We start from the raw sequence: 25,027 nt of genomic DNA, 5'->3' as shown, positions 1-25,027 counted from the left end.
TGTCGGGTCTGAGTCAGTTCGCCGCAGCTGGCGTCGCGACAATCCGTTCGCCCACTCGCTTCCAGTTCAGCCCTTCAAACAGCGCTTCGAACTGCACGCGCGTCAGATGCATGACGCCGTCGCTGATCTGCGGCCACTCGAAACGACCATCGCGGCCAAGGCGCTTGTAGACCAAAACGAGGCCCGTGCCGTCCCATAGCAAAATCTTCAGCCGGTCGGCGCGCTTCGAACGAAAAACCACGATCAGGCCCGAATGCGGATCGAGCCCAAGCGTGTTTTGCACAAGACCGGCCAGCGCGTCGTGCCCGCACCGGAAGTCAACAGGACGCACAGCAAGCACAATCCGCAGTCCCTGCGCCGGAATGATCATGCGCCGCGCTCGATCGCAGTCACGATCTCCGCGATCCGCACCGCCGACACGTCCGCATCCAGGCGGACCGAAACCTTGCCAATCGTAATCTCGACGGGCCCCTCGCTCTTGCCTGACGCCACTGGATCGCTCAGCTCGATCGACACGAAATCCGCCGCGTCGTCCGTGACCAATGCGAGCCGGCCAGCACGCGCCAATCTGCGCCACGTCGTCAACTGCTGGGCCTTCACACCATAACGCCGTGCGACATCACATACCCGGGCGTCGGGCTTCATGCTCTCGAAAACAGCGCGCCCCTTGATCTCCGCAGACCATAACCGGCATCCAGAACGCGTCCGGCGCGTAAGCTTCCCCACAAAGCCATCAGCTTCGGCTTCCTCCCCCGATTGTTCCATCGCCTTCAGTCTCCTCTCGGCTCTCTGACAAGCCAAGGATCGCAGAGCGAAAGCCGAAGCGAAACCAGTCAATCAAATGGGAGAAAAGCTCCGCTTACAATTTTTGCTCGTTCAGACCGACACAAATTGCTCAAAGATTCGTGGAGAGAAAAGCAGATGAGCGATGAGCCCGACCTCGAGAGCAGAGTCGTTGCAGCGATACGACACTATCGTGCGGCGCTCGACGTGGCGGAAAACCTGGAACGAGAGGACGCGTGCGCGCATCGAGCGCTGACGAGCACCCTGCTCGATTTGGAGCGTGCCCTGCGAGGCGAAGCGGCCCCGCATCTCAACAACAACCTGTTTGAGACCGGCTCCACGGCGGTTGCACGGTCGGATAAAACATGGGCCGACCTGGTCGAGGCGACTGCGAGATTGGATTCGGCCCGTCGAACCTTAGCTGCTCTGGAACGGCAGTTGGGATATCTTCCAAAAGTCTCGAGGGGAGCGGATCACAAGTGAGGTTAGATAAGAGTCTCGCACGATCGGAAGGTTTCCCGACCATTTCAGAGCGGCGGCGGCAACGCTCTGACGGGCTCGTGTCCCAGCCAAAATCCCGCGCCCAAAACAGACCTCTCTGCGTCCTCGTGTTTGGGACCGCCGAGGTACAGCGCGCGAATCGGGACCTTGCTGGATCCCAACCTTCCAACTTTCCCGCCGCCTCGCCGCGTCCTCCTATGCAGGAATAGACCTCGACGCACTGGCTCGATCGTCCTGTCGAGCGTGCACAGTTTCTGATGACGCTGACCAGCGCGAGTCCTGGTTGAGTTTCTTCTGCTTGTGACTCGGCGTGGAAACGGCATTGCAGCCTCTTCGATCTTCGGCGCGGCTGCGATCATGTGATCAAGCTCTAAAAAGTGGTTCGACGACAGGCAGGCGCTTGAGGCCAGCGTCAACGTTGTCGGAAAAGTGGAAGCCGTGCCGGCTCACACCGTAATCAAAACAGACGTCAAGCGCCAATCCAAGGGCCAGAGCTGCGCTTACGATCAACGTCGAACCGATGCGTTCGAACCACCAATCTCATTGGTGGCGCCTGCTCCGGTGCGATCGATGACCCAGGCCACCATGTAGCCCTTGGCCTGCTCGGTCTGCACCTGCCGGAGGGCCTCAGAGTAGGTTAGTAAGGGCTCTTGCGCCGGGTAGACGGCGCGGTCGGTCGGGGTGACAAAGTGATGGCAGCACACGCGATAGTCTTTAGCCTCGAACATCGGAATCCTCCTCTCGCCTCAGGTTGCGCGGCCATACGCGCTTTCAGATACTGCCCTACCACAGAGAATGCGGCCTTTAAGAGGCCGCGCGCTTCTTCAACACCCCATAAGGTTGGTCGGGCTGCCAGACGCAGGTCGGCGATGTCCGACCACATCGCGCGCTTGATTCTCTGCAGCAGCACCGGCAAAGAAGTGCCCGGGTGTCATTCCATAATTCACCCGTGTCCGGACTTCGATTTCCCGTTCGTCCGCAATTGCTCCGTCGATCGCTCAACGGCTGCACCGATGTCACCTAGTCAGCTTTCAAACCTTGCTGAGGCTGCTGGATCGACAATGCTTGGACCTAGCTCCGGCGCGATTCAGTGAGCTTCTCGATCAGTTCAGACTGCGGTCTCGGTTTTGCCGCGAGACGGTGGGGTTCAAATCGGGCCGTGGAGCCTCCACATCATCGCCACAGTCCGAAGACACCCGCCTGGTGCAATTGATGTAGCGAGAGAATGAATCGTTTGGCCCTGATCGATTCATAGAAAGCATTGGACCTCGCTTCCACAGGAAGCGAGAATCCATGCATGCCGAACCTTAAGCTAGGGCCGCTTCACCTTCGCCGCATCGACACCACCCGCAACATGCGGCGGTTTTACTTGCTTTCGATCCAACCGACCTTGTTCGGCGGGGTCTCGCTGATCCGCGACTGGGGCCGGATCGGCACGACCGGCCAGACGATGGTGCAGACTTTCGATGCCAGCGCTGAAGCGGGCGAAGCATTCGGACGGCTGGAGCGCGCCAAGCGCAGGCGCGGATACACCTCTGCTGAGGAGAGAGTCTGAGGTTTCGTCAATTTCCCGGGGATTACGGATCCACTTACGATGCCTGGAACGTGAAGTGACAGAAACCGTTGAGCCTGACGGGACGATTTGAAACGCTTCATGATCCGCCGCGTTGCCGCGTCGGCTGATGAGAATTCTCAGCCCGATTGTTGAGAGCTCTGTGCTGGCGATGTTCGACGAAAAAGCCCATCTTCGCCCTCGCAGCGCCGTGCGAACGCTTGTCCGTGATCATCACGCGCGGCGGCGTGCCGGCGGATTTCAAGAGCTTCTTCATGAGCCGCTGGGAAACCGGAAATACAACCAAACGGCATAGCTGATCACTTCCGATGGGAAGCGATGGCGGCGATAAAGAGGGTCCCGGGCGGTCGGCATGCCGGTCGTCTACCCCTCGGCCGCTCCAATTCGTTAACTTGACGGTACCCGCTGCTCGTCGACAGCGATGGCACGATCATCGCGGGCGAAGGCCGATACCTGGCCGCGCGAAAGCTCGGTCTCCTCGAGGCGCCGGTCAGCTGACCGGTCTTTCCGAAGCGCAGCGTCGCGCGCTCGCCCTTGCCGACAACCGCATCGCGCTGTCGGTGGTCCGGCGGCTCGTCGGATACGGGCGCTTCGACGGGGGCGAGACGGCCCGCGTGATGGCACGTCTCTACGCCGCGGCGCGCCTGCTGGTGAACTTCTTCCAGCCGTCATTCAAGCTCAAAGAGAAGCGCCGCGAGGGTCCGCCCACGGCGACATCAACCCCTGAGTCGCGCTTGCAGTGCCTGCCGATTGGCAACGACGTTGCTGAGGTTCAGCTGGTCTGGCTCCCGTCCTTGCGCCAATTGCCTAACCAGCTCCCGCGTGCCGTCCACGACAAAGACGCCGCAATCACAAGTGTTCTGCTGCTGGGCCATGCCGGCGGGCTGCAGGGCGAGGTTCAGCCTTTCTGCGAGTTGTCTTGCATGCGTCTCGTTGTATCTCCCGTAGGAATCGTAGTGATAGGCGACAGGCCGTTGCCGGTTGCTGCGATCAACGAACAGCAGCGACCAATGCCTGCCGCGGTCCGTAGCACTGGCATCGTTCACTGGCAGCAACAGGAAGTCGGCTGTATCGTTATCACGCCGATCATGGACGATGCGATGGAATACGCGTAGCACGTCGCTCTCCGCGCCCAGGCGCAGCCGCAGCGCTTCGAGGGGATCTACGAACCGCGTCCGGGCGGCGAGATCCGAATCGCTCCTCTGCAAATCCAGCTCCTGAAGCTGGTAATCCCTGAGGATATGCTCGTCGCCCAGCCATTCCGTGTCCTCGAGCACCAGCCCGCGGTTATGGGACAAGGCTATCGGATTCAACGCCCCGATCTGAGCATCGGAGGAGGTGATCGGAAACCGCCGCACGATATCGTCGCGCAATGGGGACGGTGCGGGCGCGGTCAGATCAACCAATGGAAGACCGTCGTAGGTGTCTGAACGAGCCCTGGCAGAAGGCGCTGGCGCAAAGTGAGCACTGTCATCCAACTCGGCCGCATCCGGATCAAGCAGTGCCCCAAACCCACGATAGAGATCCTGAGCCCTGGCAGTTGATGGTGATGCCGGTTCTTGCATCTGCCGCGCAAGCTCCTCGCTCAACCACGCCAAAGCGTCATCGTCCGAGTGGGCGGACACCGGAGAAAGCCCCTGCGGCGAGCCGAGCTGTCGAGCGCCCTGGTGATGCCCCGGTACCGGCCCGGCAAACGGCGGCGGAAAGCCAGGCGCCCGGCTCCAAGCATTGTCGCGCAACTCAAATGATGTGGGCGAATTCGGATTAAACGATACCTCAAGACCGCCGTAGGTGTCTGAGCAAGCCCTGGCAGAAGGCGCTGGCGCAAAGTGAGCACTGTCATCCAACTCGGCCACATCCGGATCAAGGAGTGCCTCAAATCCACGATAGAGATCCTGAGCCCTGGCAGTTGATGGTGATGCCGGTTCTTGCATCTGCCGCGCAAGCTCCTCGCTCAACCACGCCAAAGCGTCATCGTCCGAGTGGGCGGACACCGGAGAAAGCCCCTGCGGCGAGCCGAGCTGTTGAGCGCCCTGGTGATGCCCCGGTACCGGCCCGGCAAACGGCGGCGGAAAGCCAGGCGCCGGGCTCCAAGCATTGTCACGCAACTCAAATGATGCGGGCGAATTCGGATTAAACGACACCTCAATACCGCCGTAGGTATTTGAGCGAGCCCTGGCAGAGTGCGTTGGCGCTGCTTCCACGGTCGGCCGGGCAGGTTCCTGCCCAGCTTGGACTATGTCCTGCGCCTGCTCAGGAGGAACCTCGGGCCACGATGGGCCGTCTTCCACCATTAAGCGCAGATCCTGATCGTAACCTTCCGGGAGGACCAATGGCCGACTGACAGCTCGCTGCCGCGCGCTGTGCTGCGCAGCGGCGCCCCCGACGTACATCGCGACCGCATGCGGCGCCGTGACATCTTCGTAGCCGCTCCGCAGCAGCATCGGCTGCGTCTCCCATGACGACGTACCCTGTTGATGGGTAGGCGCCGGTGTCGGCTGGCCGCCTGAATTGGCGATCTCGCTCAGCTGCCGCTCGCCGGCAACGCCTTGCGGATTGTTTAGGGTCCTCTGCCTCTTCGCTGGCCTCAACTCAGCTGTGTCATGCTCATCGTTGATGAGGACCTCCTCGCTTGGCAGGCGGTTGCTCCTGGCAAGCGCAGCCATCGGCTCGTCCGGGGACTGCTGGCGGTCGGGCTCTCCGGGATCCGGTGCCTGGTCATGGCGCGCGGCTGGCTCGAGAGATGACGACGAGCGGGGTTCGTCCATCAGCCCCAAAAGCAAATCCTGATCGCGGCCTTCCGCGGGAAGCTCCTCTGGCCGACGGCCAGTTTCCTGCGACGCGCTGTGCTGCGCAGCGGCGGCGTCGACGCGCCTCGGCTCCATCAGTACCGTGTCTTCGGGATTGATAAAGGCCACGTTCTGGGGGTGAGGATTCAGCTTAGCGCGTCGTGAGATCGGCACTTCGCCCGTCGACCGCAAGGTCCGGAGATAGTCGATTGCCTGAACGAGTCTCTTTGGATTACCCTCTCCGGTGAACTCGAGCACCTCACCGCCATCGGTCAGCGACTTATTGTCGAGCCGATCACGAATGCTCGGTTTTTCTTTTGCGAAAAGCCAACGGCTAAAGCTACGAAGGGAACCTCCGTGCTGCTCGGCAGCGGATTTGCTGAACCCGCCCTTGATGAGGGCCCTCTCAAGCCCCGAAATAAGGGGAGCATCCACGGAATAAAGAGGCTGCTTCCTCTTCCCTATCACAATCCAAGTTGACTGAGCCGACTGCGGCGCCGAGGACGACGGGCCGGGTTCATCCATCAGCCCCAAAAGCAAATCCTGATCATGGCCTTCCGCAGGAAGCAATTCCTCTGGCCAACTGCCACCCTTCTGCGACGCAATGTGCTGCGCAGCGGCGTCGCCGACCCGCCTCGACTCCCTCAGGGCCGCCTCTTCGGGATCAATATGGCGCTCGTGCTCCATCGCCTCAGCGCCGGCCTGCGATTTTCGGAGACGAGCCAGTGCGGCACCAATCCTGGAATCAGCACCGGCGACCTTCCTATAGCTCTCGACATCTCCATCAAACGACGTGCCGAGCCCAGCAGCAATGCCCGGCCTGTTGTTGTCACGCAGGTAGTCGCTGAAATTGCGAAGAGCAGTTGCATCCCTCTTGCCGGCATCTGTCGCTACTTCGTTTTTGTACTCTTTGATGAGTGCCGCGTCCTGGGGATAAGGATGCAACTCAGTGCGGCCTGCGATCGGCACGATTCCGCCCGTCGACCGCGAGGTCCTGAGATGGTCTATTGCCCTATGGAGTGTCGCGGGACGCTTTTCGAACAACTCGCGCGCATCAGCGGTCAGTGACTTTTCGTCGTCGAGCCGAGCAGCAATGGGATCTTTGTTATTTGCGTAGAGCCTCTGGCCAAAGCTGAGAAGAGTACGTACATGGTCCTTGGCGGTGCCTTCGGCGGCCCCGCCCTTGATGAGGGCCTTCTCAAGCCCCGAAATAAGGGCAGCATCCTCGGGATAAAGAGGCCGTCTCCTCCTCCCTCTCAAAATCCCAGTTGACTGAGTCGGCTGCGGCGCCGAGGACGACGCGCCGGGTTCGTCCATCGGCCCCAAAAGCAAATTCTGATCATGGCCTTCCGCAGGAAGCAATTCCTCTGGCCAACTGCCAGCTTTCTGCGACGAACTGTGCTGCGCAGCGGCGTCGCCGACCTGCCTCGACTCCTTCAGGGCCGCGTCTTCGGGATCAATATTGCGCTCGAGATCCATCGCCTTAGCGCCGGCCGACGATTTTCGGAGACGATCCAGCGCGACACCGATTTTCGAACGAAAAGCGGAGACTTTCTTATAGCTCTTAACATCTTCATTTAACAACTCGCCGCGAAGCCGACCAACAATACCCTTCTTGTTGTTGTCACGCAGGTAGTCGCTGAAATTGCGAAGAGCGGTTGCATCCCTCTTGCCCATCTCTGACGCTACTTCGTTTTGGTACTCTTTGATGAGTTCCGCGTCCTGCTGATAAGGATTTACCTCAACGTGGCGTGTGATCGGCACGACTTCGCCGGTCGACTGCGAATTTCGGAGATGACCTATTGCTGTAAGAAGTTTCCAGGGCTCACCCTCTCCGCTGAACTCGCGCGCATCTTGAGACAGCGATTTTTTGTCGTCGAGCCGAGCAGAGATGCCCTTTTTGTTATTTGCGGAGAGCCAATGGCCAAAGCCGCGAAGAACACGTAAATAGTTATTGGTGGTGCCTTTGGCGGCCCCGCCCTTCGTAAGGGCCTTCTCAAGCCCCGAGATAAGGCGAGCATCCTCGGAGTAAAGGATCTGATTGCACTGCCTCCCTATCAAAACCTCCGTTGATTGAGCCGGCTGCAGCGCAGCGGCGGCCGGCATTGCTCCACCACCCACACCTGAACTGCTGATCTCTCTCAATTGCCGCTCAAAGGTCGCCGCGGCTGCAGACGGAGCCGCGGGTGAGCTCTCTTGCGGACCCGTGCTGCCCGATTGTTCATGCACCGACTTGGTCAAGGGGAAATCCATCCGTCCTCTTCAAATATGAACCTGGGCTATCGATCTGACATGCCGGGCAATCAGCAACAAACCGCCCTTTACAGCGCCGGCAGGCACGCACCGTGAGCATCGGCAGCGGATGTTCTTCCAAGGGGATCAGCCCTGTATGTTTGTTAAACTTAAATGGGGAAGCTGTCGAGAACCTGATGACGACAATTGCCGCGCCAAGACAGCATGGCGCATGTGCCTGCGCGCTTCGCCGTCAACAGCCGATAGACCGAAGATTCAGAGACAAAATACTGCTCCTCATCGGTGAGGCGTACGGCCAGCTTTCGCGGCGAGGACTATCTCCAGCCAACATCTTTGTGAATCGACGCTGAACATTGACCCATCAAGCACTTGGGACGCCGATCGGCGTCCGGACCCCATATGGACCCCGCCCGATTGCAACGACCGACTTGATCAGGATCGACGGCCACAACTACTGACGTATATCCGGCTTCTTGATGCGGCTGGACAACGTCTTCGCCGCGAGCCTCGATGGTTTTCGCATGCTTCTGTGAATCGGCGCGGGGGTCCGACGCCGATCGGCGCCGGGGTCACTTTTCCGGCACTTGAAAAATCAAGACGTTAGCCCACGAGATAGACTGATTGAGGGGTCAAATTTCGATCCGCATTCACATACGATCGAGCCACTCCTGCTCGTAGGGCAATTCGTCGAGCAGCAGCAGGGCTTTCTTGCTCAGATCCCGCCAGTCTGCGGCGGGCGCCTCAAGGATCCTCTCCGCAATTCCGCATGCGGTGTGGGTCATCTCCTCAACGATCTCGCTGGGAAGCGGCCCACGGGCCAGGTCGGTCAATCGGCGATGGGTGTAGAGAAACTGCGAAAGGGTGGTGGGTCGTTCAGCGGACGGAAATGAGGCGGCTTGCAGCATTGGGCGGGTTCCTTTATTGTGCATCTATCACCTCTATGGTGACAAATGCACTATACAGGAATTAACCATGGTGACAAGTGCACAAATTAGGGCGGCGCGCGGTTTGTTGAACTGGACCGTTCGAGACCTTGCGGAGAAATCGGGTGTGCACAGAAACACCGTGACGAGGGTTGAGACCGACGCGACGGCACCGGGTCATTCGATAGCCGCCATCCGCGCCGCCCTCGAATCTGCCGGCGCCATCTTCCTGGCAGATGGTCAATCGATCGATGGCGGCCCTGGTGTGAGGCTGGCGAAACCGAAGGCCTAGCTGCCCACACCTATCGGGGCGCTTCGGCGCGTCCATAGGGATGTGGGTGCTGCCCTATTGTAAAGCCACACTCCCATTCCAGCGTGCGGCGGCAGCAACGATTCGGTGGCGCCCGTGTCGACCGTTGATCTCAACGCCCTCGCGACAGATCAGTATCTCAACGCCAAGCAAGTTCGCGAGCGCTACGGCAGCGTATCGAACACTTGGCTATTCCGGCGCATGCGCGATGCGGCCTTTCCGCAACCGTCGACGCGCCTCGGTGGCCGCACCAGGTTCTGGCTTCTATCCGAGTTATTGGAGTGGGAGCGGAGCAAGCTCCCTATTGACGCGGACAGCGTAGGCGAATGATGACCAAACGGTTCGCGATCCGCAGTGACGAACCAATCACGGTCGATACACTGGAGCGTTGCTTGGATTGTCTTGCGATCCTAATGGATCAGTCGCCACAAGGCGGTGAAGTCTATCTCCCGATCTTCGAGCGGCTTGAATCAGAGCTTGCCACTGCGAAAGCGAAGGAAGACATGATGGAGCGAGCGCGCGTTAGGGCCGCGCGGTTTATGCAAGAGCACTCGATTAAGAAGTAGCCGCTACGTCTTGGCTGACTTACGGAATTTTTCCGCATTCTCCGCAGCTACAGCTAAGGCCCGCGACAACTCAAGCGCCTGCTCCACTGTCACTTGGAAGTGAACGCCGACAATGCTTGCAATGACGAGCGTGATTTCGTCGTCCATCTGCTCAACACAGATCGCCGCCGATTCATTTAGTTCGATCTCAGCAATTAGTTCGATCTCAGCAATACGTCCGATGAGATCATCCGGTTCATTCGTCATGGCTACAATCCATCCGGCGATTGGGCTCGCGACTGGCGTAGGGTCCGCTCGACAGCAATTCGAGCCCAGAGAACACGAACTGGTCAACTACAAGAATTTGTAGTCGCACACCTACCGCAGTGACCGGCATGATTGCGGACCGTCGCAGCGGAGGCCGCAGACGCAATTTCGGAGGGGGATGTGCCTGCGGCCTAGGGGGAACTGATGAGCGAAAGCTTTAGGGTTGGTTTCGCGATAGCCATCACGGCAGCCGTAGTCGCAGGGGCGTTTTTTGCTATCCGTTTTTTGATTGGCTTTTACGGATAGGATCTCGCCGCCCTACTTCCACCCGAACCTGTCGCAAATCGATGCGATGATTTTGTCGATCGCTATCGCGATGTTCTCATCAGCATATTTTCTGGCCAGGGCGGCAAGTGCGACTATCTGAATCAGAAAAATGCAGATGACGGCCACAAATCCTAAGTGGGGAAATGTGGCCAAATCAATTAGCGTAATGCGCGCGCATATCCAGTAGAATCGTTCCTCGCGGCGCTCATCGGCCTTTTGAGCCCAACAGTCCTGGGGGGGGCGCGGGGGCGACTCGGCGTCGCGAAACATGCGAAACGACGCTGTCCCTGCCACACCCGCGCCGCGGTGAAGTTAGCGGCCACGTGACTCGGCGCCTCCATACCGAAGAAGCGCTGTCCCTATCGCGCGCGCCACTAACTTCCGTGGTCAGCCTTACCGCCTTGAGCTGCAAAACTGACCGCCCCGCCCCCGAGGGGGGGCATCAACCCGCGGGGGGCCCTCGCGTTGTATCGGCGAAAAGCCTCCCGGGCCCCTACCAGGATTGGTTGGGCTGCCTGGGCCGCCACTGAACGCTAAACTGGTCACCCAGCCTTTGCAGCACGAAGGAGAGAGCCCTGTGGTTAAACTCGCACGCGTTCGCTGCATCAATAAGACCGACAGGATGAATCCCCACGAGAGGATTGAAAGTGTCGGAGGTGAATATTCAAACGGAAGTCAATGGAAGCAGTCTGTCGTTCAGACGATCAGAGACATTGAAAGCGGCGAATGGGAGTTCTATGTCGAAGAAGACGGACTCATGGCTGGCGTGGTCGTGGCCGAACACAACGGGCACAAATACATCAAGACAACGGCGGACGGCGTTCAGCCAGACAATCTTCTTTCACTGGCTGAGTGCCCGTGATCCCCACTAGCGACGGCCTCCACGGCTAAGACCCCCCTTCCGCGAGCTAACGCTTTTTCCTTCCGGCCGCCCTGCGCATCCCGACACGGAGCTTCAGGGCCGCCAGCGCGGCGGCGCTCGTCAAACGATTTGCGCTCGTTCCAATCGGCTACGGCGCGGAGACTCGCCGCACCGGCACCAGTGGAGATGGCCTGCTGCAGATGCGAATTGTTTATTCCCTCGGCCCGTTTCGGCTTCGATAAAGTGCGAGAAATTCTCGCACTTTCTCCAACGGCCATTTCTGCCTGCACCTGCTCCCAAATCTCCTTACGTCGCTTGATGTAAAACCTCTCGCACCTAGCCAACCACCGGACATTTGCGGAGAGCGAAGCCGTCTCTTTCCGGTGGACAGCCTTTGGTTGCGATAGCAACTTGGTCGTTTTTCAGGACGTGAGATTTGCTTATGCGCGATTAGCAACTGCCGTTTTCTCGCGTTTGCTCGGATTGCACCTCAAAGCGCGAACGAAGATCCTACCGCCGATTACTGTCATGCAGTGCGATTTTGACCGGTGCGTGATGCTGCTCTACATTTACACGGTCATAATGATCGAGTCGTGGCTCGATTTCTGGCTCGCGTCAGCCCAACGTCTCGCCCCAGCATGCTGCCCGTGCTGGGGTCTCTCTTTCGGAGACTGACTTGGAGTCCTGGCAGCCTGTCGGTCGTGATTGAAGCAAGACAGTCCGTCACCCTTTCGTCAGCTATCGCGAGCGCACCCAGTGCCTTTTATGACTAACCCGCACACCGCAAGCAGCGCGGGCGCGCTGGCGAAAGTCTCACAGGCATGCCACCCGAACCGGTTGGCACACACGCGGCTCTCCTAGAAGAGCGCGTATGCGTGCAGCGATCTTCCGCGCCTCCTTCGGCCCGAGGTTGGGTTTCAAGCTGTCGAGCCTCCTCGGCATTAGACGTCGCGATTTGGCGATCTGCTTGGCTCAAAGACTGATCGGCCGCGCTGGCCTGATTGGCTGCAAACACCGCAAGCGCTTGGGACCGCAGGGACGTGATTTGCTGCTCGAATATGTGCATCCATTGGCCTGTAGCTACCCTGTGTGGTGACGTCGCAAGCGATGGTGGCCAGCCTTCGCCCCTTGGATTGGCAGGGCTGGCCACCTTTGCTCCCGAGGGGCCCAAAATTCCCCCCTGGTGCCACCAAGGAGTATCGCTGAGAAGGACTGGAAGCACCTACCAGTACCAGTGGGTTGTCGCGCCCCCGCGTGCATGCCATATCAAAGTGCTCGGCCTGCAAATGTTCGAGCTGGCTCCGCTCATAGGAGTAACCGCCGTGCCTAGGACCGAAGTGGTAGCGGCAATCCAAGCATTCACGGACTACGTCCGTAGGCCAAGCCATACACCGGCAGAAGACACGTACGCGCCACAGCGAACTGAAGAACAGCTGGCCGATTGGCGATCCCGGGTTGAAGTTATCTGCTCAAAAATGGACGCGGTGGCGGATTGCCCTCTTTCGACCTTATCCGAATTCGAGGCGCTCAGACGCGAGATGGGGACAGATTTTCCCGCAACACCACCCGCTTTACTAAACCGTGTAGCGGACGCATTTTTACGCTGCGGGTCGGCGGATGCCGGCCCCTTAATCAGGACGGAGCCGGATGATGCCTAGCACATTCTCGCTGCACAAGATCGACGAAGCTATACGCGACCTCGAAGAAAAAGTTGCTCACGGTGCAGAAATCAGCCGCGAGGAGCTCGCGAGCGGCATTCTGCGGATTACGAAGCGTCTTCGAGATGAACTCGAAGCCGCGCTCAAGGTAATCGATAGCCTCAAGGATCACACCGGGCTCACGGTGGCAGCCGCGCGACCTAAACAGCGGGAACGTTAGCGGCCACGTGACTCGGTGCTTTGGGGTGGACCGATAAAGCGCTGTCCCTATCGCGCGCGCCACTAACTTCGCCCGGTCAGCCTCAAGGGAGGGAGAAGCTGACCGGGCAACGTATCCTCCGGACGAATGCCCTAGAGCAACTACCAGGATTGTGGGCGGTGACTTGGCAATCAGTCTCGGATCGCAGGCAGCGCCGTGGCGAGTCGCCATCGGCAACTTACTACCAAGGAAGGTACAGCGCGACGAACAGTACCAAGAGGATTAGAGCGCACGCCCACGCGAACAATAGCGCCTTATCCATCGGCCGATTCCGATCGATCTCCTCGGCCGCCCGCAGCGGCGTACCACTGCGGCCTTTCTGTTGAGCAACACAATGGGTGGTGCATCACTCGATTCGTAGATTTTCCGCCGACTCCTTTCCGCGATTTTTCACGATGTCGAAGCTGACTTTTGCGCCCTCTGCGAGCGAAGTAAAACCAGCCTTCTCAACCGCGGAGATGTGGACAAAGACGTCATTGCCGCCGGAATCCGGTTGAATGAACCCATACCCCTTTGTTGGGTTGAACCACTTCACTGTCCCAATTGCCACCTTACTTCTCCATTTTTCAAAAATGAAAAGTAGTGCGCGACTCCGACAAAAGAATGGCTTGTCGCGACGCGCGTCCGCAGGCCATACGGGTGGCACCGATCTTACATCCTCGCCAGGACGCTAAGCGCGTTCTGACCTGCCACGTTGATGTTGTTGGCGTTGGTGCCATCGCCCTGTTCGTTGGCTGAGAACACGTGCAAACCCAATAGTGGCGGAGCCGCGTACGCGGCTGCTCCACCGACCTGAGTAGTATTCGTCCGCCTGCAAGAACCCCCTGACCAATGAAAACGTTGGTCGCATCCACGCCAATACCGGAAACCGCGGCTGCTGAGTTCGTGACCAGACCAATGCGTGATGCATACGAAATCTGCGTCGCATCTTCGGCCAGCCCGAATACAGCCGACACCTGATTGCCTGCGGACGCTCTCGCCTGCCTCACGGTCGCGCTGGAATAGGTGTATGCGAGGCCGCTATCGATCGCCGCTGCGGATGCCGTCACGCGGTTATAGGCATTCCACACGCCGAGGTACCCAGCCACACCGCCAGACCCCGAACCGCCAAGAATCCAATCAAGTTGCGACGATGCATTGCTGCGCGTGGTGCCTCCGCGCCACGCTGCCGGCCCATTGGTGATGGCTTGATTGTTGAGCCAGATACCATTGACCTGGCCCAACGCCGTTCCAGCCGAGCGCACCGTGTCGCTTGTCCAGTCGGGACCGTGAGGCAGCCGCAGCGTACCGCTGTCGTTCCAGACAAACCAGTCATTGACCTTGCTGGCGCCGATCGCCGCGGGGTTCTTGGTGATGTCGGTCGTCGCGATCGACAACTCGGCAAATGTCGTCATCGTGAGTTTGGTGCCGTCATAGATTGGCACCTGATTGCCGTTGTAGAGCGCATAGTACAGCGTCGTTTTGGCGCTCTGCGTCGTCGTCATCACGGGCGTTGCGCTCACCAGGGTCAGGCGACCTTGCGGCGGAGACAGAACCCCGAGATTGCCACGTGACGTTTGAGCACTCGCCACGTCCGACAGATTGTTGGCGCTCGACAGATCACCAGCCCCAGGCTGGCCCACCACGTTGAAGTTCCAGTCCGCGAGCGTGCCGCTGCCGCCGGTCTTGTCGGACGTCATGGTCAGCGTCGTGCCGCTGTAGGTGACGAGGCCTTCCATCCAATTCGCCGTGTTCGCCGCCGAGCTAGCCCGCACGCGAGCGCCATTCTGATAGGCGAGGCCGGCCTGCGTGGTGAACGCTTTGGATCCGGTGCCGATAGCGAGCGACGTGGTCGAAGTGCCGCCATACGTGGGGGCGTTGGCCCCCGCAGCACCGGTTGAGCCCGTGGCGCCAGCATCCCCCTTCGACGCCAGCAATTGCCAGTATGTCGCATTCGGAGGCGTGTGGTTGGTGTGGCCGAGATCGGAGGTCATTCGATCGATCGAGAACGGGACCAATACATTCTTTACGTTGGTCGGCGGTAAGCGCGCGGACGTTGGCGTCGTTAGCGGCCCGAACGGAAAATATGTTCGAACTCACGCTGACGGCTACTACAACGATAACCTACTAGCTCTGCCGGAGTGTCCGTGAGTTTTAGTCAAGTAAATCGTCCGCCTCCTCTGCCGGCGCCCAACTGATCTTGCTCGCATCGGCCGGTGTCGCGCCCATACTGCTTAGGCACAGCCTCAGTAGGCTGAGCGATTTTGTACCCATCTCCGCGCCGCTTTGCAGGCGAGCGCGCAAGACTGATGCGATGGAGACAAGACAACGGTGAGATGCATTGAGCCATGGCAACTCGCTGGCGAATTCACGCCATGCATTGGCCTGTTGCTCGTTTAGCCAAGTGGGTGGAGCGCCGATTTCGGCACCGGTTGGATCGTTGCGTTTATAGCGGCCAGCATTGATGATGTGCCGGCCTTCAACCAGCGCCTTGGCGGCCGGCTTTCTTGGTCGTGGCATTTTGCCCCTGGGGGTCCGAATTGCAGATGCGCGTGAAATGGGGGGCCGCCGGTAGCTAGTGGCGGCAGTGGGAGGGATCTGACCCACCCCTCCCCCTGCGCTTAAAGGATGCCGCGGGCCCGCATCTTCGCTTCAACGCGCCGTCGTGCTGCCTGGTTGTTGCTGGATGCTCGACTGATCTGAGCTGAGGTGTCCTTGCCGTAGGCTCCCCACAGGACCAAGCTGATCTCGAAAAGTTTGGCCTCGGTGATGAGGCGCTTCGGAATGTCGCCACCGTCGTCCCACTCCTCGACAACTGGAGTAAACGACACGCTCACCTCGTTGACAGTGCCAAGGCCTCCTGCCCTAAAGGCGCATCAGGATGCGGCTCTAACGAGTAGTAGAGTCCGACGTTATCCGAACGTAGTTTGAGGGTGCCGTTGCTGATGCGCCCCAGAGGCCTGCTGACATCATGACTGCAAAGCGCGGCGACGTCTGGATTTTGCGCGATGTGCTTGTCGAATGCGCCGCGCGCGAAGCGTTCCTCGAAGAGCCCCGCGATGATGGCCGGCCGATTCCAGGAAATCGCGAATCCTGAGATGGTTTCAGCCATTGCGTTGCGTCACCCGCAATCGTTTCTCGCGTTTCGCTTGCATCAACTTGCGCGCAATCACGGCTGGTGAGTCCGAGCACTCGGAGTGTCGGCTTTCGCCAGGCATCTTTACACGGCGCCGAACTGGCTTTCGGTCGGCCACATCGGAAGTGCGTTCGGATCCCTTAGACATTGTGGCCCGCCTCCTTCACTTCCTTCAAAAAGTAAAAAGCGCGGCCTTCGCGCCGATCGCCCAAGAAGTGCGCGCGCACTGGCCGCAGATAACCGAGGCGCACATCCTCGCGCTCCAGATCGTCCAGCAGCGCGTCGTGCTTTTCTCGGGCTTGGCTGCTTCCAACGCGCGAGCGGCCTCACATACCGCACCCAAACGGCGCTGGTACTCTGGCATCACGGTGAAGCACACGAGCTTGGAGGCTACGTTCCGCGCTTCGTCTGTGCGCCTATGCAGGACCTCCCGCGCTGACTCGATGTTTGCTATCTCCGTGGTGACTTCGCGGAGCTGCCGCGACAGATCGGCAATGCTGTCAGTAGGATCGTCACCAAGCAGCGCGGCCACGCCGGGCGAGATATGTTTCCCAAAAGCCGCCCTGCCCGCCTCGATCTTACCGCGCAGTTTCGAGCGCTCGCTGTTGAGCTTAGAGTCTCTCTGCTCCAATTCCACGCGTTTCGCGATCAGGTCGGCGTACGAGCTGTCGGCCTCCGCGAGGCTGGGGACGCGGAATTCGTCGGTGGTCTTCGTCTTCAACGGAGCCATTAGGCAACAACCTTTCCAAACAATGCATCAATGATACCGGCCACAGCGGCGACGTTGATGGTGACTGACTTGTGATGGCCATTGGATTGCCAGTGAGCGCAATGAGCGCCCGGCTGACTGAAGCGACTGACCGACCCATCAGGTTTGTGAATCGCGACGGCTCTACAATTGCAGGATACGGCAACCTGAGATTTTCGCGCCTCCGCGACGCCAGTGCGTGCGTCCTCGACCAAAATCGCAACAGCGATCGGCGCGTTGGGAATCGACTGCGGGGCCCCATCCAGGTTGACACTACCGGGTGTCATCGCGTGGTAGGCGCGGACCGCGTCAACAGCGGTGTGCAACTCGGTGTCAGAGGCGAGCGCAACAACGAGGTCGAGAACATTGTCCTCGTCTAGCTCAGGCGCAACGCCCGGTGCGCCGGAAGGCAAGATTCCGGCTTCCTGCAAACGCCTGGCGATTCCGGTGCTTCGCGAGCGCGGGAAATCAAGATGACGCTCGATCGCGTCGAGCACGTGATTCCAAGTGGCCATTGGGGCCGCTCTCCTTTCAGGATTGGAAATTGCGATTGGAGGGTTAAATAAAACGCCGCATGCAGCGGCTTCGCGGCTCAGGGCCGGGAAAAAGTGGCGACGCCGGGTGGTGGCCAGCGCGCCGAGTGCACGTCACGTCAGACCACAAATCGTGGTCTTCAAGGTGATACGTTCCCAACTATGGCGAAAACTGGATTTTAAGCCGCCAGCGCGATTTTCCTCCGGCGCGGCCTGTTCCTGCGAATGTCGGGCTCATTATCATTGGCCACCTGCGTCAGGAATCGCTTGGCGTCGATTGCCCGGATCATGGCGTCCTCAACGGCACCGAATTGCATGAGCCGAATGCCGCTTGTCGCCGGGGCGGTGCGGCCCGCAAGAAATTCAGCGCCCTCCGCAACTGCATGCGACCACCTGGAGTACGGTGCGCCCACGTCCTGCTGCCAATCCAGTAGCTCTGGCCTGGCGGGCTTGCCGGGCTTGTTGGGGGTGGCCGCCTGTTTGGTGCGGCGCTTGCCTTTGCTCTGGCGATATTGCTCGGCAGTTGAATGCCATCGCCCGTCCAAACCAAACCACTTGGACATATCCGCATTAAACGTCGCCCTCGCCGCCGCATCCAATTGCCAGCCATGGGCCGGCCCCATACCGGGGAAGCGGCGGTGTAGAATGCGGTTCAGCTCGCCAGGGCGCGGGCGGACCTCGGTAACATGGTCGGCTGCTATGGGTTGGTCGTTGTCGTTTGCGTGTTGCATTGGTTGTCTCTCGTGACGAGCGTACCTGACCGCTTCTGCGGTCTTGTGCGTCGGCATCTGCGTGCCGATCGAATAATCAAACAATCAAAAAAAGTTATACGTAACTCGGCCACTGGTTCGGGCGGCTCGCGGGATCCAAGGGATTTGCTATATCCCCGCCCCATGTTTTGGTTTTCATTTTGCACTCGGAGATGTTTTCCTGGGGGCGCGGGTCCCTATGTGAACGGCGGGAGAGATCAGCTAGACCCCGCCGCCGTGCGCGGTGTGCGCGATGTGCGTGATTTTCACGTATGACTCTCTACACGCGCGCGCGAAGCGCCTATAATGGAAAAATCGCGCACATGTCGCACACGTAGCACCGACCATTGAAATCATTTCGTTTTCCCGTGCGCGATCCGTGCTCAATCGCGCACGCTAGGTTCTTTCTCGGCCTGCCTAAGCAGTTGCAGTCCGATATAGAGTTGTCCGCCGCGTACCCTTTGCCCCTTCTTGAAGCCACTCTTGGTCAGCGACTGGACAAATCCCTTCTGGCTTCCGGGGCGCTCGCCAGATGCTTCAGCATAATCGGTCCACGATTTGAACAGATCCGCGACGAAGTCTGAGATGCTACGATTGTCCGGCTCAACTCGGCAAGCATCCTTCAGCCACTGGCCGAACGTGTCTTGCTCGGCAAAATACGTTTCGGTCGCCTCAACAATAGATGCAGGTCGCACCAAACCATTGCGCTGCCAGTCCCGGCACCCATCAACCATCCACCGCAGAATGGCGGGCGCCTCACCGCGAAGCTTTGCTTCAAGTTCACGATCCGGCTTCGTCGGCTTTCGCGTGAACGGCACGATGTTGAATCGCCGCCGGGCTGCGGCGTCGACGCTATGCAGTGCTGGCTGGTGGTTTCCAACCACAAACAGTTTGAATTGCGGCTGGAACGTAAAGAAGTCCTGCCTCATAAAGCGCGCTGAAATCGCATCGCCGCCCGTCATCTGTTTTATTCGCGACTCGGCCCAAGCCCTGCCCTCCTCTGTCTCGCTGGCGCTGACTAGACGCGCACCGCGCAACATCGCCAAGTCTGTCGGGTGTCTGTCACTGCGGCTGGCAACGAACGTGTCCATTGACGCCGTAGTCGCATAATCGTGCAGAATATAGCTAGTGGTGTTGAGAAAAACCGATTTCCCATTACCGCCGTCGCCATGCACAAAGACAAGTGCATGTTCGCGCGTGTCGCCCGTAAGGCAGTAGCCGCACCACTGCTGCAGAAAGCGGATCATTTCACCGTCGCCGCCAGTCGCGTCTTGAAGAAATCGCAACCAAAGTGGACAGTCTGCCTGGGCAGACGGCGCGGTGGACGTTAGTTTGGTAATGCCATCTGCAGGGTCGGCAGCGCGCATTTTCCCTGTACGCAGATCAACGGTGCCGTCTGGCGTTCCGAGCAGAAACGGGTCGCGGTCCCAAGCCTCGATCGTGACGGCGAAGGTTGGGTCATTGCGAGCGAACCCCTCGACTCCTGAAGCGAATGAACGCTTTCGTATAGTCGCGAGCGCCTTCGGAGACAGGCCCTGTGACATATCGCGGGCCATCACCCTAACATGGTGAGCCGCAAGGCCGACTTCGTTCCTGCGCCAGTACGAACCATCCCATTCAAACCACGCGCCAGTGGAGTGGCAGAAGCGCAGCGTGTCTCGATAGGTGCTCGCGAATATATACGCAACACTATCCTCGGTTACCGAAGTGCCGGGATTAGATGCGGGTTTGTTGTCGTTGGCTGCGACAGGCTCCTCATCGCGGGCTTCAACGGTTGAATTGGACGCGTCGGTTTTAATTGCATTTTGCATTCAGCAATCGCCCTTCAGGACAAAGTTGATGTTGATCGACGCGCTGCGGCACGCCTGGCGGGTTGAGTAAGAAGACGAGCAACGCTGACTGGCTTGGTGTCATCGCCGCCGCCAACTCGTTTACGCAGCCACTCGGCGGCCTCTGACGCGGACATGCTGAGGCTGACTGAAACCATGTTGATCGGCGAGTAGCCGGCGTTTCCAGCCGAATAATCGACAATACCACTGGGCTGGATATTCAGCGCGCGGCCTCGCTTCTTCACCTTCGAGTTGATCGAGGGGCGGAAGGATGCAACAGCGTGGAAGCCGCCCTGGTACTTGCGCAGATCTTCGAGTCCAAGCTCCGGCACCCATGCATCGAGGCTAGCCAACGCGCGGCGTTGATGTGTCAGCCCACGGGTGGTCACTATCGACTACCACCGGGCCGCGGTCACTGGCTTTGCTGGCTGGCTTAATCAGCGTCCCGCGCTCGGCGAAGTACGCCTCCGCCCGAGCCAACAATTCGTCGATCGCCTCTGGTGTGATTTCCGGAAGCTCGGCCAACGGTGTTTCGGCCGGCGAACCGTTGAACCATTCGTAAGGTCGGCCCGTATCGGGATGCGTTCCGAACGCCACGAATTGCGTGCGTTCACCAAACGCCTCGACCTGACACTTGGCGCCGTTGATCAGGTAGGCGCCTGTTGCGCGCTTCTCGCGAGGCTCGGTGGCGCGGAATGCGAACAGGGTCTTCGGTGCCTTGCCCATCCGATACGGCGCTCTGTCCGACCCCGGCAACTCCATCACCATCGCGCGGATAGCGTCGGCAGTCTCAGCGTCCGGCGTGTCGACATCAAGCCCCACAAGTTCGCCGCAGAGCAGACCCGTATTTGTGGCGTCCGGATAGTTGCGAGCGATGCCTTCCATTTGCGCAGCGGACCACCGCGAGCGCTGCCAGTTACCCATGACAGCGGCTTTGCCACTACACGCGACGGGACGGTATCCGTAAGCAATAAGGCTGCGACGAAGGTGGATAATGCGCTTAAGCGTGGCCCGCATGTTGGCAATCGCCCTCTAAAACGAGAGATGAAATTGATTCGACCATCGCGGGCGAAAGCGCAGCCCCGCGCGCGTAAGCTCGATGCGATCCATCGGCCGCACGCACAATGCGCACGCCGAACAACTTCACCCCTTCGCAGACTTCGACGTCCGCAAGGGCAACGTCAGCACCGAGCGGCGAATGAGTGGCGAGGATTTTCATATTCCGGGTCTCCCTCGATCAGAAGCTTAGTCAGTTGCCGGTCGACCTGAACCGGATCGTAATACAGGTTGAACGAGCCGGGGATCTTGACCGGCTCTCTGAAGTTGTGGTGGAAATTGAGTTGTGGCTGCACACAATTCCTCCGTTCGTAGTGTGTGATGAGTAGTGAGATTTTTCGGGCGTGACACTAAAGGTCGCGCTGCAGATATTTGGCGGGCGACGCGGGGCTGTTGTTCACGCAGCTACCTTGGACTTGCCGTTATCGTTTGCGCCGCGGGCAGCAAGCCGCCGCCGCGCGCGTGTCATCACGTCATCCTTCGACTGCATAGCGGCAAGCTCCCGCTCCAGGCGTTCGACGTAGGGCGCGAAGCCCGGCCGGTCGTGCAGCACCATCACCTCGGCGATGAGAGAGCTGGCCTCGCAAATTCGGACAGTAGCTTGAGTGGATTTTCTGCCTGACAGCGGCGAGGATTCTTGCTGCGAATCAGGAGCGAAGATGACGAAGAAGAGCCGCCGGACGCATTCTCCGGCATTCAAGGCGAAGGTTGCTTTGGCTGCGGTCAAAGGAGACAAGACACTGGCGGAGCTGGCGCAACTGTTTGATGTTCATCCGAACCAGATCACGATCTGGAAAAACCAGCTCCTGGAAGGCGCCGCCGGCGTGTTTGGGCATGACAAGACATCGGCCGAGACGCCGGTCGATTTGAAGGCGTTACATGCCAAGATCGGCGAGCTGGCGTTGGAAAACGATTTTTTGTCCGGCGCGCTCACCAAGGCGGGCCTGCTGAGCGCAAAGCGATGATCGACCGCGGTCATGATCTTTCTATCGTGCGCCAGGCGAAGGTCCTGAAGCTGGCTCGCAGCACGGTCTACTATGAACCTCGGCCAGTTTCGGCCGAGGACCTTGCCTTGATGCGTCGGCTCGATGAGCTGCATCTCGATTATCCCTTCGCGGGAGCGCGTATGCTGCGATCGTTGCTGCGGCGGGAGGGCGTATACGCCGGTCGCCGCCACATCGCGACGCTGATGAAGCGCATGGGGATCGAGGCGGTCTATCGTCGCCCGAACACGAGCAAGCCGGCTCCGGGTCACAAGATCTACCCGTACCTGTTGCGCGGATTGAAGATCGAGCGGCCCGACCATGCGTGGGCAATGGACATCACCTACATTCCGATGCGGCGTGGCTTCGTCTATCTCGCGGCGGTCGTCGATGTGTTCAGCCGACGGGTCCTGGCCCATCGCGTCTCGATCACAATGGAGGCGGCCTTCTGCGTCCAAGCGGTCCAGGAGGCGTTGGCGAAGCACGGCAGACCCGAGATTTTCAACACGGATCAGGGCAGCCAGTTCACCAGCCTCGAGTTCACCGATGTGCTGCTGGACGCGAAGATCGCCATCAGCATGGACGGCAAGGGCGCCTGGCGCGACAACGTGTTTGTCGAGCGGCTCTGGCGCACGGTCAAATACGAAGAAGTTTATCTCCGCGCCTACGACAGCGTGTCCGAGGCGCGAGCGTCAATTGCCAAGTATCTGGCCTTCTACAATCAGGGACGCCCTCACTCGAGCCTTGACGGGCGCACGCCCGACGAGGCTTACTTCGGCACGCAAGCTATGGTGATGGCCGCATGACCGTCGCCGACGATTTTGTCGTCGCTCTGGTCGGGCTACGCCCTCCCGACGCAACGACAAAATCGTAAAGCCCCGCGTTCAGCATAACCCGGCAGGAATCCACTTAAATCCAGCGCGGCGCTGTCCAAACAACCGGGGCCAGCTCTGAGGTCGAGGGCCGCGTCAAGGCGATCAGCGGTAACCGCAGACGCATTTAAAGTGGTCATGGGTGTGGGAATTTTCGGTTAGCGTTGCCGCTGAGCGGCTGCATTACCTCGGCTATGAGCCGATGACGGACAAGGTGTCCGTCAGGCAGTCACGGGCGCGCCCTCGAATCGCGCAACGTCGCCATGAGTGGTACATAGCAGAACGGGACCTCAACCGCAATACGAAAAGTCAAATCAAGTTTTGTTACAAGTTGTATAGTTATGGGTTTGCGCTCTACCGCCCCTCATCGACTCGTTAGTTTCGGTAGCCGAGTCGGCTACCGACCCAAAAAGTAGATACACCGCGTAGATACACGTCGAAACGGCAAGATTTTAACATATTGAAATATAATAGGAAATCTCATCATTACCTGTGGTTACATTCCGCTAGGGAGCGCCATTTAAAGAAAATAATACAATAAAATCAGCTAGATAGCCCCAGAGGGCCATTCATATTACACACCTGTTTGCACATCATTGGCATGATGACCGCAATGCTCTTTCTGTCGTCAGCGCCGCGAAGCGGCGGAATGCCGCCATTAAAAGCAGCCGATCTCCGAGTTGGGGCAGTCGCTCTCGAAATGGAGGATGGGGAGAAGCGGTAGTGGCACGTCAAGCTGCATTGCCGCCAACTCTGCCGCCGCGCCTAATCGATCGTGAGGCCTCCGCAGCATATGCCTCGGTTAGCCCGAACACGTTTGACCTTCTCGTGACGGCGGGAAGCATGCCCAAGCCGCGGGTCATTCCGGGTACGAGACGACTGGCTTGGGACGTTCGCGAACTCGAGCGCGATCGACGCTCTGCCTCACCACGGGGAAGAGCACGCGACCGGCGTTGACGCCGATGTTGGTTGGGAGAGGTAGGCCATGCCTCGCAAACTGCCACCAAACGTCGAGCGCAACGTCGTCAAGGGGCATGCGTATCTGTCGTTTCGGATCGGAAAGGCTTGGCATCTGCCACAGTACGGGGACGCCTCAACACCTGCCGGCGCGACGCGGTTCAACCGCAAGGTTCGGCAGCAACAGAGATATGCCAAACAGCGCGCCGAGCGCCTGGCCGCGATGACGCCCCGACAGCGAGCGACGCACGACGCCTGGCACCGAGCCCGTCGCCCGGGCCTATGGGAGGCTATTTGGTTTTTTCTGAGATGAAGTGTCGACTATGCCTGTTCGGCCGAATGGTGGGATTGTCCCAACGACAGCCGCCGAATTAGAAGCGATGTTGGTTGGGGATCCTATCCGATGACGCGAAGACGCTCTTCGACGTCATTGTGTTCGACGGGTCAAATCCTGCGGCCTCGGTTACGCGAAAGTCTCGTAAGAAGGCTCGCAAATGAACCGTGGCTCGCTTCGCAATCGTCAGGCCGTCGCGTGGGCAATACTTCTTGCCGGCCTCGGGCTGTTCGTCGCGCTCTATCCTCCTTGGTAAGGGCCTTTGGGGAGGCCCTGCAAACGCCCGTTGATGTGGCCGAGGAAGCTGTCACATTACTTTGACGTACAGGTGCCAATTTTGTAGGCGCTGGGATTTCGGAGCCCAGACCGGAATACGCGGCGAACGCTGCCAAGCGAATATATTCCGCTTGTGCAGCGTTCAGGATCCTCTCAATTTCGGGAGTTCGGCGTGTTTGATGCTGAAATGACTGCGCTGCTCAGGGCGGTGCTCGACGAAGTTTGCGAAAATATTCCTGTAAGCGAAACGGGCGCCAGAGCGTACGTTGCTTCGAAGCTGCTCGATGCTGCGGCACATGGACAGCTCTCAACCGACGCGTTGAAAGCGGCGGGTCGCAAGGCCTTGAACCCACCAACGATGTGGCGCTGATTATCCGCTCCACATCACTCGATCACATCGTATTCGAAGGCGACGCCCTCCGGGTCGTTCTCCTCGAACCATCGTTCCGCGGCGTCCACCGTCGCGAAGACTTGATGTGATCGACGTCGCCGACCTGCTTGGCGGTGTTCACATAGACGCCCACC

General features: G+C 59.4%; 28 protein-coding genes and 2 pseudogenes. 11 read left to right on the top strand and 19 right to left on the bottom strand.

What is annotated here, in order from left to right; all coding sequences use genetic code 11:
* Positions 1–13 precede the first annotated feature (13 nt).
* Positions 14–370 (bottom strand): IS66 family insertion sequence element accessory protein TnpB, encoded by a 357-nt coding sequence (gene tnpB, locus AB5K84_RS04830; RefSeq protein WP_011090953.1) that lies wholly within the window; start codon positions 368–370, stop codon positions 14–16.
* The gene (locus AB5K84_RS04825; RefSeq protein WP_011090954.1) at positions 367–765 is read right to left on the bottom strand and encodes a transposase; all 399 of its coding nucleotides are present in this window, start codon (positions 763–765) and stop codon (positions 367–369) included. Before AB5K84_RS04825 ends, tnpB begins: the two co-directional genes overlap by 4 nt.
* Positions 766–921: 156 nt before the next feature.
* On the opposite strand from AB5K84_RS04825, the gene AB5K84_RS04820 reads away from it, so the two are divergent.
* Complete coding sequence (locus AB5K84_RS04820) at positions 922–1,266, top strand: hypothetical protein (protein WP_011084509.1); 345 nt, start codon at positions 922–924, stop codon at positions 1,264–1,266.
* A 524-nt stretch (positions 1,267–1,790) separates the two neighbouring features.
* Here the strand turns inward: AB5K84_RS04820 and AB5K84_RS04815 are convergent.
* Positions 1,791–2,012: a hypothetical protein gene (locus tag AB5K84_RS04815; protein WP_014497999.1), complete on the bottom strand. Its 222-nt coding sequence runs from the start codon at positions 2,010–2,012 to the stop codon at positions 1,791–1,793.
* Between the two features lie 569 nt (positions 2,013–2,581).
* Between AB5K84_RS04815 and AB5K84_RS04810 the strand changes: the two genes are divergently transcribed.
* Positions 2,582–2,839: a WGR domain-containing protein gene (locus tag AB5K84_RS04810; protein ID WP_011084508.1), complete on the top strand. Its 258-nt coding sequence runs from the start codon at positions 2,582–2,584 to the stop codon at positions 2,837–2,839.
* Positions 2,840–2,889: 50 nt separating this feature from the next.
* On the opposite strand, the pseudogene AB5K84_RS04805 reads toward AB5K84_RS04810, so the two are convergent.
* The 3 genes and pseudogenes from AB5K84_RS04805 to AB5K84_RS04795 form a co-directional block, all read right to left on the bottom strand.
* Positions 2,890–3,211, bottom strand: a pseudogene (locus AB5K84_RS04805) (DDE-type integrase/transposase/recombinase); the annotation flags it as partial.
* 362 nt (positions 3,212–3,573) lie between these two features.
* Positions 3,574–7,899 carry a Ulp1 family isopeptidase gene (locus tag AB5K84_RS04800; RefSeq protein ID WP_011090955.1) on the bottom strand — a complete coding sequence of 1,442 codons (4,326 nt, stop codon included), beginning with the start codon at positions 7,897–7,899 and terminating at the stop codon, positions 3,574–3,576.
* Between the two features lie 647 nt (positions 7,900–8,546).
* Entirely contained in the window at positions 8,547–8,804 is a 258-nt protein-coding gene (locus AB5K84_RS04795) for a hypothetical protein (protein ID WP_014498629.1), read from the bottom strand.
* A 67-nt stretch (positions 8,805–8,871) separates the two neighbouring features.
* Here AB5K84_RS04795 and AB5K84_RS04790 point away from each other — a divergent pair, with 67 nt between their 5' ends.
* From AB5K84_RS04790 to AB5K84_RS04780, 3 genes are all read left to right on the top strand, one after another.
* Positions 8,872–9,114, top strand: coding sequence for a helix-turn-helix domain-containing protein (locus AB5K84_RS04790; RefSeq protein WP_011090956.1), 243 nt, complete (start codon positions 8,872–8,874; stop codon positions 9,112–9,114).
* 114 nt (positions 9,115–9,228) lie between these two features.
* Positions 9,229–9,462 carry a helix-turn-helix transcriptional regulator gene (locus AB5K84_RS04785; protein ID WP_223153795.1) on the top strand — a complete coding sequence of 78 codons (234 nt, stop codon included), beginning with the start codon at positions 9,229–9,231 and terminating at the stop codon, positions 9,460–9,462.
* Entirely contained in the window at positions 9,459–9,698 is a 240-nt protein-coding gene (locus AB5K84_RS04780; protein ID WP_016846398.1) for a hypothetical protein, read from the top strand. Before AB5K84_RS04785 ends, AB5K84_RS04780 begins: the two co-directional genes overlap by 4 nt.
* Before the next feature lie 3 nt (positions 9,699–9,701).
* Here AB5K84_RS04780 and AB5K84_RS04775 read toward each other — a convergent pair whose 3' ends face one another.
* Positions 9,702–9,944 carry a hypothetical protein gene (locus AB5K84_RS04775; protein WP_014498627.1) on the bottom strand — a complete coding sequence of 81 codons (243 nt, stop codon included), beginning with the start codon at positions 9,942–9,944 and terminating at the stop codon, positions 9,702–9,704.
* Positions 9,945–10,848: 904 nt separating this feature from the next.
* On the opposite strand from AB5K84_RS04775, the gene AB5K84_RS04770 reads away from it, so the two are divergent.
* From AB5K84_RS04770 to AB5K84_RS04760, 3 genes are all read left to right on the top strand, one after another.
* Positions 10,849–11,133, top strand: coding sequence for a DUF3892 domain-containing protein (locus AB5K84_RS04770; RefSeq protein ID WP_011090958.1), 285 nt, complete (start codon positions 10,849–10,851; stop codon positions 11,131–11,133).
* 871 nt (positions 11,134–12,004) lie between these two features.
* Positions 12,005–12,229, top strand: coding sequence for a hypothetical protein (locus AB5K84_RS04765; RefSeq protein WP_154694125.1), 225 nt, complete (start codon positions 12,005–12,007; stop codon positions 12,227–12,229).
* Positions 12,230–12,783: 554 nt separating this feature from the next.
* Positions 12,784–13,011 (top strand): hypothetical protein, encoded by a 228-nt coding sequence (locus AB5K84_RS04760; RefSeq protein WP_223153796.1) that lies wholly within the window; start codon positions 12,784–12,786, stop codon positions 13,009–13,011.
* A 385-nt stretch (positions 13,012–13,396) separates the two neighbouring features.
* Here AB5K84_RS04760 and AB5K84_RS04755 read toward each other — a convergent pair whose 3' ends face one another.
* Together AB5K84_RS04755 and AB5K84_RS04750 are read right to left on the bottom strand one after the other, a co-directional pair.
* Complete coding sequence (locus tag AB5K84_RS04755; RefSeq protein ID WP_011090960.1) at positions 13,397–13,600, bottom strand: cold-shock protein; 204 nt, start codon at positions 13,598–13,600, stop codon at positions 13,397–13,399.
* A 16-nt stretch (positions 13,601–13,616) separates the two neighbouring features.
* Complete coding sequence (locus AB5K84_RS04750) at positions 13,617–15,023, bottom strand: hypothetical protein (protein ID WP_011090961.1); 1,407 nt, start codon at positions 15,021–15,023, stop codon at positions 13,617–13,619.
* Here AB5K84_RS04750 and AB5K84_RS04745 point away from each other — a divergent pair.
* Positions 14,935–15,180, top strand: a complete 246-nt coding sequence (locus tag AB5K84_RS04745) for a DUF3892 domain-containing protein (protein WP_309248086.1) — start codon at positions 14,935–14,937, stop codon at positions 15,178–15,180. The genes AB5K84_RS04750 and AB5K84_RS04745 overlap by 89 nt on opposite strands.
* Positions 15,181–15,183: 3 nt before the next feature.
* Here the strand turns inward: AB5K84_RS04745 and AB5K84_RS04740 are convergent, their stop codons facing one another.
* The 10 genes and pseudogenes from AB5K84_RS04740 to AB5K84_RS04695 form a co-directional block, all read right to left on the bottom strand.
* A complete protein-coding gene (locus AB5K84_RS04740; RefSeq protein ID WP_014498622.1) occupies positions 15,184–15,549 on the bottom strand; it encodes a hypothetical protein in 366 nt (121 codons plus the stop codon).
* 101 nt (positions 15,550–15,650) lie between these two features.
* Positions 15,651–16,141: pseudogene (locus AB5K84_RS04735) on the bottom strand (HK97 family phage prohead protease).
* Positions 16,142–16,337: 196 nt separating this feature from the next.
* Entirely contained in the window at positions 16,338–16,886 is a 549-nt protein-coding gene (locus AB5K84_RS04730) for a hypothetical protein (RefSeq protein WP_223153797.1), read from the bottom strand.
* Between the two features lie 8 nt (positions 16,887–16,894).
* Entirely contained in the window at positions 16,895–17,428 is a 534-nt protein-coding gene (locus tag AB5K84_RS04725; RefSeq protein WP_011090966.1) for a hypothetical protein, read from the bottom strand.
* 197 nt (positions 17,429–17,625) lie between these two features.
* A complete protein-coding gene (locus tag AB5K84_RS04720) occupies positions 17,626–18,177 on the bottom strand; it encodes a hypothetical protein (RefSeq protein ID WP_014498619.1) in 552 nt (183 codons plus the stop codon).
* A 401-nt stretch (positions 18,178–18,578) separates the two neighbouring features.
* On the bottom strand, positions 18,579–20,006 hold the full coding sequence (locus AB5K84_RS04715; RefSeq protein ID WP_011090968.1) for a phage/plasmid primase, P4 family: 1,428 nt from the start codon (positions 20,004–20,006) through the stop codon (positions 18,579–18,581).
* Positions 20,007–20,020: 14 nt separating this feature from the next.
* Positions 20,021–20,356 carry a hypothetical protein gene (locus tag AB5K84_RS04710; RefSeq protein ID WP_161536874.1) on the bottom strand — a complete coding sequence of 112 codons (336 nt, stop codon included), beginning with the start codon at positions 20,354–20,356 and terminating at the stop codon, positions 20,021–20,023.
* A 13-nt stretch (positions 20,357–20,369) separates the two neighbouring features.
* A complete protein-coding gene (locus AB5K84_RS04705) occupies positions 20,370–21,041 on the bottom strand; it encodes a bifunctional DNA primase/polymerase (protein WP_011090970.1) in 672 nt (223 codons plus the stop codon).
* Entirely contained in the window at positions 21,025–21,243 is a 219-nt protein-coding gene (locus tag AB5K84_RS04700; protein WP_129964954.1) for a hypothetical protein, read from the bottom strand. The genes AB5K84_RS04705 and AB5K84_RS04700 overlap by 17 nt, the downstream gene beginning before the upstream one ends.
* Positions 21,244–21,477: 234 nt before the next feature.
* Complete coding sequence (locus AB5K84_RS04695) at positions 21,478–21,807, bottom strand: hypothetical protein (protein WP_164930922.1); 330 nt, start codon at positions 21,805–21,807, stop codon at positions 21,478–21,480.
* Here AB5K84_RS04695 and AB5K84_RS04690 point away from each other — a divergent pair.
* Positions 21,740–22,869, top strand: a protein-coding gene (locus AB5K84_RS04690) for an IS3-like element ISRj2 family transposase (RefSeq protein ID WP_085967575.1) whose coding sequence is annotated in 2 segments (ribosomal slippage) — positions 21,740–21,992 and positions 21,992–22,869 — 1,131 coding nt in all. Because the reading frame shifts where the segments join, the coding sequence is not laid out codon by codon here. The two genes, AB5K84_RS04695 and AB5K84_RS04690, sit on opposite strands and share 68 nt — an antisense overlap.
* Positions 22,870–24,635: 1,766 nt before the next feature.
* On the top strand, positions 24,636–24,872 hold the full coding sequence (locus AB5K84_RS04685; RefSeq protein ID WP_011090972.1) for a hypothetical protein: 237 nt from the start codon (positions 24,636–24,638) through the stop codon (positions 24,870–24,872).
* Positions 24,873–25,027: the final 155 nt, after the last annotated feature.

This window comes from Bradyrhizobium sp. 1200_D9_N1_1 (assembly GCF_052075915.1).
GTDB classification, from domain to species: Bacteria; Pseudomonadota; Alphaproteobacteria; order Rhizobiales; family Xanthobacteraceae; genus Bradyrhizobium; species Bradyrhizobium diazoefficiens.
Note: the sequence above shows the minus strand (reverse complement) of the source record. Positions and strands in the feature narration are given on the sequence as shown.

What these genes read in the sequence shown, in the direction of transcription:
- AB5K84_RS04700 (WP_129964954.1), bottom strand. Translation starts at nt 21,243, where the DNA reads ATGAAAATCCTCGCCACTCATTCGCCGCTCGGTGCTGACGTTGCCCTT.
- AB5K84_RS04810 (WP_011084508.1), top strand. Translation starts at nt 2,582, where the DNA reads ATGCCGAACCTTAAGCTAGGGCCGCTTCACCTTCGCCGCATCGACACC.
- AB5K84_RS04705 (WP_011090970.1), bottom strand. Translation starts at nt 21,041, where the DNA reads ATGCGGGCCACGCTTAAGCGCATTATCCACCTTCGTCGCAGCCTTATT.
- AB5K84_RS04795 (WP_014498629.1), bottom strand. Translation starts at nt 8,804, where the DNA reads ATGCTGCAAGCCGCCTCATTTCCGTCCGCTGAACGACCCACCACCCTT.
- tnpB (WP_011090953.1), bottom strand. Translation starts at nt 370, where the DNA reads ATGATCATTCCGGCGCAGGGACTGCGGATTGTGCTTGCTGTGCGTCCT.
- AB5K84_RS04800 (WP_011090955.1), bottom strand. Translation starts at nt 7,899, where the DNA reads ATGGATTTCCCCTTGACCAAGTCGGTGCATGAACAATCGGGCAGCACG.
- AB5K84_RS04815 (WP_014497999.1), bottom strand. Translation starts at nt 2,012, where the DNA reads ATGTTCGAGGCTAAAGACTATCGCGTGTGCTGCCATCACTTTGTCACC.
- AB5K84_RS04775 (WP_014498627.1), bottom strand. Translation starts at nt 9,944, where the DNA reads ATGACGAATGAACCGGATGATCTCATCGGACGTATTGCTGAGATCGAA.
- AB5K84_RS04750 (WP_011090961.1), bottom strand. Translation starts at nt 15,023, where the DNA reads ATGACCTCCGATCTCGGCCACACCAACCACACGCCTCCGAATGCGACA.
- AB5K84_RS04825 (WP_011090954.1), bottom strand. Translation starts at nt 765, where the DNA reads ATGGAACAATCGGGGGAGGAAGCCGAAGCTGATGGCTTTGTGGGGAAG.
- AB5K84_RS04720 (WP_014498619.1), bottom strand. Translation starts at nt 18,177, where the DNA reads ATGCAACACGCAAACGACAACGACCAACCCATAGCAGCCGACCATGTT.
- AB5K84_RS04715 (WP_011090968.1), bottom strand. Translation starts at nt 20,006, where the DNA reads ATGCAAAATGCAATTAAAACCGACGCGTCCAATTCAACCGTTGAAGCC.
- AB5K84_RS04765 (WP_154694125.1), top strand. Translation starts at nt 12,005, where the DNA reads ATGCGTGCAGCGATCTTCCGCGCCTCCTTCGGCCCGAGGTTGGGTTTC.
- AB5K84_RS04820 (WP_011084509.1), top strand. Translation starts at nt 922, where the DNA reads ATGAGCGATGAGCCCGACCTCGAGAGCAGAGTCGTTGCAGCGATACGA.
- AB5K84_RS04740 (WP_014498622.1), bottom strand. Translation starts at nt 15,549, where the DNA reads ATGCCACGACCAAGAAAGCCGGCCGCCAAGGCGCTGGTTGAAGGCCGG.
- AB5K84_RS04780 (WP_016846398.1), top strand. Translation starts at nt 9,459, where the DNA reads ATGATGACCAAACGGTTCGCGATCCGCAGTGACGAACCAATCACGGTC.
- AB5K84_RS04725 (WP_011090966.1), bottom strand. Translation starts at nt 17,428, where the DNA reads ATGGCCACTTGGAATCACGTGCTCGACGCGATCGAGCGTCATCTTGAT.
- AB5K84_RS04760 (WP_223153796.1), top strand. Translation starts at nt 12,784, where the DNA reads ATGCCTAGCACATTCTCGCTGCACAAGATCGACGAAGCTATACGCGAC.
- AB5K84_RS04790 (WP_011090956.1), top strand. Translation starts at nt 8,872, where the DNA reads ATGGTGACAAGTGCACAAATTAGGGCGGCGCGCGGTTTGTTGAACTGG.